The following is a 4,924-nucleotide window of genomic DNA, read 5'->3' on the forward strand; positions in this document are numbered from 1 at the left end:
TCCTTTTTAGATTAACTAGACTTTTTGCCTAGTCCCCAACTTTTGTCACTGATCCATAAAAAGCCCTTGTTAGAAATAACAAGGGCTTTTTTAGTGATCCAATCAGGATTCGAACCTGAGACCTACTGCTTAGAAGGCAGTTGCTCTATCCAGCTGAGCTATTGGACCATTTAATCTTATAAAATAGATTAAAATTATCTATCTAAATTGATAGTTTAGGATAAAAACTCCTTAACTTAGAAGTGTTTTAGTGATCCAATCAGGATTCGAACCTGAGACCTACTGCTTAGAAGGCAGTTGCTCTATCCAGCTGAGCTATTGGACCATTTAATCTTTATAAAAGAGATTAAAAATTGTCAATTTTAGAAGGCGCATACCTTGATTTTTTTGACGTGGCAAATATATTGCTTTTTATTTAAAAGTTCCAAGGTAAAATAGTACTTTTTTTTGTAAAAAAATCAATGGTTTGATATCAAGTGATTTATAATTGAAAAAAAATGTCGTTTTCTTTGATTTTTCTTGATTTTACAAGGGGTTTGAGGGATTTTTTTGTTTTAAGATTCATCGGTTTTCTCTAATTATCCTTTAGAGTTAGGTGTTTTCTTGGTTAGAATAGAATGAAGCATGTGCCATGTAAAGCAGTTGTTGTATCAGGTATTGAAGAAATTTTTTGTCAAAAAATAAAAATAGAATATAAAACTAGGACTAATGCTGTACAGTTATAGTAGGACGAGACAGGTTTCGTTCGATTTGAGTCCGTAGTGAGTCCGTTAAAATAGGTATTAAAACGGAGTCAGTATTGAGTCATGATACAGGTAGTATAGTTTTATTCAAAAGAAGATAGAAGTATAATAAAAGTGAGAGCCCAACCATTCGGTTGGGCTCTCACTTTATTTTATTATTGCTTTAAAATTGTTTCAAAGTTCTTGTCAAAGATATTGACAAATGGATCTATGATAGAACCATCTTTGTCTAGTAGCATGCAACGTTGGATTTTTGTGATGATCCACTGATCTTTCATTTGGTTAAAGTCATCAGATCTAAGCTCTATAATACCATTAGAAGGGTAGCGCTTTAATATACTTAACCACTCTCCATGTTCACCATCGATACAGATCGATATGATTTCTATATTTGGCATTTCAGCTTTTAATTCTGCAGCTATCTGGTGAGCTGCGTCAGCATGCGCTATTCCATTTTTTGTCCAGAAGAACATTAGAGTTCTCTTATTGATAATAGAATTAATAGATACCTTTTGATTTTTAGTATTCACTATAGGAACTTCAGGTAACTTCTTCTCATATTTAAGATTTTGAATTGCTTGTTGGATCTGGATGATTTCATTGTGTTGATTCTTATCTGTAGATAGTTCAAAGTATCGCTCTAAGAACTTATCATTATTATTTAAGTTCTGATCCTCTAATAAGTAGATAAATGCAATATTATCTAAGATAGCATTTTTAACTTTATCGTTTCTGATTAAGGTGTCTACTATATTAAGCTTATCGATATATTTATCAAACTTGTTGTCTGGTATAATGTTTTGTTCAGGCTCATTCACAATAGAGTTTAGCATAATGGCTAGGTATTTAGTGAATGAAGAGTACTTTAATAAACGTTCATCATTGAAGTTTATTTTTTTTCTAAAACTATAATAGTCCGCAGGGAGTTTATCTCTTACATCTTCATCTGTTCTAACATAGTGTGCAGTAGGATAGAGCTCTTTTAATGCAAAGAAGTGTAAGTCAAGCTTCGCTTTTGCATACAGGTCAAAGTTGTCAGACCAGTTGATAATGGCTTTATTTCTTAGATAGTAAGTAGTTCTAGCTGCATGTACAGAGTCTATTCTTCGACTAAATTTCTCTGGAGATACATCGAATGCACTATATCCTTCACTCTCATCCATGATATTTCTGACAGTTAGATTCATTAAGAAATTATTCTTTTCAGCACCTCGTCCAGAGAATATAATAGAATGGTCAAAATCTCTTGAGTTAAGGCGTAGTGTCAGACTGTCATTTTTATCGAAGTAGATGTATTGAAACTCAGGATTGTGCTTATAGATATACATTCCTGGTGTTAATGAGTCGAATTTTTTATAAAACTTATTGTTTTCGTCTAGGAACAAAGTGTCTAGGACTTCATTGTCTTTGCAGAATAAAAGGTAATTAGAAGTAGGATTTATAATCTCTCCCTGTATATAAGCACTATAATCTTTAGGATCAAATTTTTTTTGACAAGATGCAAGAAGGCTTATAAGTGGGATAAAAAGGAGTAATAAATTTGTATTAGGTAGTTTTTTCTGCATTAGCTAAATGACTATTTGTTCGAGAGATAATATAAGCAAATTTAAGTTTTACGGGTGTTTTATCTTGTTAATGATTGGTTAAAGTGGGTGGGTAGGGCGATAAGTTTTATTTATAGATGTTTCTAAATATAAAATTAGTAATTTTGTAGGCAATTTAAATTAAAAGATAATAATGTTAACAGTTTCGAATCTGTCAGTTCAGTTTGGTAAACGAATTTTATTTGACGAAGTTAATGTAACTTTTACTCAAGGTAACTGCTACGGTATTATCGGTGCTAACGGTGCTGGTAAATCTACATTCTTAAAAATATTATCGGGAGATATCGACCCTACATCAGGTCATGTTTCTCTAGAACCAGGAAAACGTATGTCAGTTCTTAATCAGAACCACAATATGTTTGACGAATATACAGTTCTTGAAACTGTAATGATGGGTAATAAAGATTTGTATAATGTTAAGAAAGAGATGGATGAGCTTTACTTAAACTATACAGACGAAAATGCTGATCGTATCGGAGAGTTACAGATCCGTTTTGATGAAATGGATGGTTGGAATGCCGAGTCAGCTGCCGCTACGATGTTATCTAACTTAGGTATATCTGAAGATTTTCATTATACACCTATGGCAGAGATGGATGCTAAGTTAAAGGTACGTGTATTATTAGCACAGGCTTTATTTGGTAACCCAGATGTATTGATTATGGATGAGCCTACCAACGACTTGGACTTTGAGACAATCGCTTGGTTAGAGAATTTCTTAGCTCATTATGAGAACACAGTATTAGTAGTATCTCACGACCGTCACTTCTTAGATGCTGTGTGTACGCACGTATCTGATATTGACTTCGGTAAGATTAACCATTACTCAGGTAACTATACATTCTGGTACGAATCAAGTCAATTAGCAGCTAAGCAAAGAGCTCAACAAAATAAGAAAGCTGAAGAGAAAAAGGCTGAATTAGAAGAGTTTATCCGTCGTTTTAGTGCGAACGTTGCGAAGTCAAAACAAGCAACTTCTCGTAAGAAGATGATTGACAAATTAAAATTAGATGATATTAAGCCATCTTCTAGAAGATACCCAGCTATTATATTTGATACAGATAGAGAGGCAGGAGATCAGATTTTAAATATCGAAGGATTATCTGCTTCTATAGATGGAGAGGTATTATTTAAAGATATCAATCTAAATATGGCTAAAGGAGATAAACTAGTAGTAATCTCTAAAGACTCACGTGCTACTACAGCGTTCTACGAAATCTTAAACGGTAAGAAAGAGGCTGATGCAGGTAAGTTTGAGTGGGGAATTACTACAACACAATCTTATTTGCCAGTAGAGAACCACGAGTTTTTTGACAATGACTTGACATTAGTAGACTGGTTACGTCAATGGGCGAAGACTGAAGAAGAAAGAGATGAAGTATATGTACGTGGATTCTTAGGTAAGATGATCTTCTCTGGAGAAGAGGCTCTTAAGACAGGTCGTGTATTATCAGGAGGAGAGAAGGTGCGCTGTATGTTATCTCGTATGATGATGATGAGAGCTAACGTATTAATGTTAGACGAACCTACGAACCACTTAGATCTAGAGTCTATTACTGCATTCAATAATACATTGAAAAACTTTAAGGGAACGATCTTATTAACGACGCATGACCACGAGTTTGCACAGACTGTAGGTACACGTATTCTAGAGTTAACTCCTAATGGGGCTATCGATAGATATATGACGTTCGACGATTACTTAGATGATCCAAAAGTAAAAGAATTAAGAGCAAAAATGTATTCTTAATACATTTAAAATATAGAATAGGGCTATTTGTATTACAGATAGCCCTTTTTTTGTATAATAATTTATGTTTTGAGAAGAGTTATTCCTTATAATAAGACATTATATGTAAATTTTAAGAATTAATTATTATAGACTGCCATATGAAATGGTAAATTTGCTAATAACCTTGAAAAGGGGAAAACATAATAAAATAAAAGTAAGATGAAAAAGACATTAGTATTACTAAGTGCTGTTTTAGCATTAACGGCTGTAAGCTGTAAGACAGCAGGAGAAATTACTACTGTAACAGTAGAGAAAAAAGTAGATATGAGTAAAAAATTAGAAGGAGAATGGGTATTGAGCTCTATTACAACTCCAGCAACTTCTGGTAAAGATATGAGTACTCTTTTCTCAATGAAGAAACCAAGTTTAACTTTTGAAGTTAAGGATAAAAAAGTTTATGGAAATGATGGATGTAATAATATCCATGGAAGTTTTGAAGCTAAAGAAGGAAACGCTATCAAGCTAGGAGATAAGATGGCTTCTACGATGATGTTCTGTGAGGGAGTAGCAGATAGAGAGTTTATGAATGCACTAAATTCTGTAACTCATTATGACATTGTAGAGGATCAGTTAATTATGCGTTCTGGCGATATAGTAGTATTGACATTTACCAAAAAGTAAAAACTGAGTTCGAATATTGAATTTATAGGACTGATCTAAGGTATATCTTTAGGTCGGTTTTTTTATGGCTATAGGGGAATGAAGATTTTTTTAATTTGTTTTTTATAATTCTTAGATTCAACTAATAAATGCAACAGCATTTAAAAAACGGCGGAGAACATTTG

General features: G+C 33.1%; 3 protein-coding genes and 2 tRNA genes. 2 read left to right on the top strand and 3 right to left on the bottom strand.

Translation table 11 applies throughout. From position 1 onward, the window contains the following. Positions 1 to 94 precede the first annotated feature (94 nt). The 3 genes from RT228_RS17845 to RT228_RS17855 all read right to left on the bottom strand — a co-directional run bounded on the left by RT228_RS17845 (position 95) and on the right by RT228_RS17855 (position 2,308). Positions 95 to 168: transfer RNA gene (locus RT228_RS17845), tRNA-Arg, on the bottom strand. A gap of 83 nt (positions 169 to 251) precedes the next feature. After that, positions 252 to 325: transfer RNA gene (locus RT228_RS17850), tRNA-Arg, on the bottom strand. A 573-nt stretch (positions 326 to 898) separates the two neighbouring features. Continuing rightward, positions 899 to 2,308: a thioredoxin-like domain-containing protein gene (locus tag RT228_RS17855; RefSeq protein ID WP_006258396.1), complete on the bottom strand. Its 1,410-nt coding sequence runs from the start codon at positions 2,306 to 2,308 to the stop codon at positions 899 to 901. Positions 2,309 to 2,480: 172 nt separating this feature from the next. Between RT228_RS17855 and RT228_RS17860 the strand changes: the two genes are divergently transcribed. Both RT228_RS17860 and RT228_RS17865 read left to right on the top strand, forming a co-directional pair. Further along, a complete protein-coding gene (locus tag RT228_RS17860; protein WP_006258395.1) occupies positions 2,481 to 4,097 on the top strand; it encodes an ABC-F family ATP-binding cassette domain-containing protein in 1,617 nt (538 codons plus the stop codon). Positions 4,098 to 4,298: 201 nt separating this feature from the next. Then, positions 4,299 to 4,760, top strand: coding sequence for an META domain-containing protein (locus RT228_RS17865; protein ID WP_006265736.1), 462 nt, complete (start codon positions 4,299 to 4,301; stop codon positions 4,758 to 4,760). Positions 4,761 to 4,924: the final 164 nt, after the last annotated feature.

Origin of the sequence: Myroides sp. (genome assembly GCF_032073645.1) — a bacterium.
Lineage (GTDB): Bacteria > Bacteroidota > Bacteroidia > Flavobacteriales > Flavobacteriaceae > Flavobacterium > Flavobacterium odoratimimum.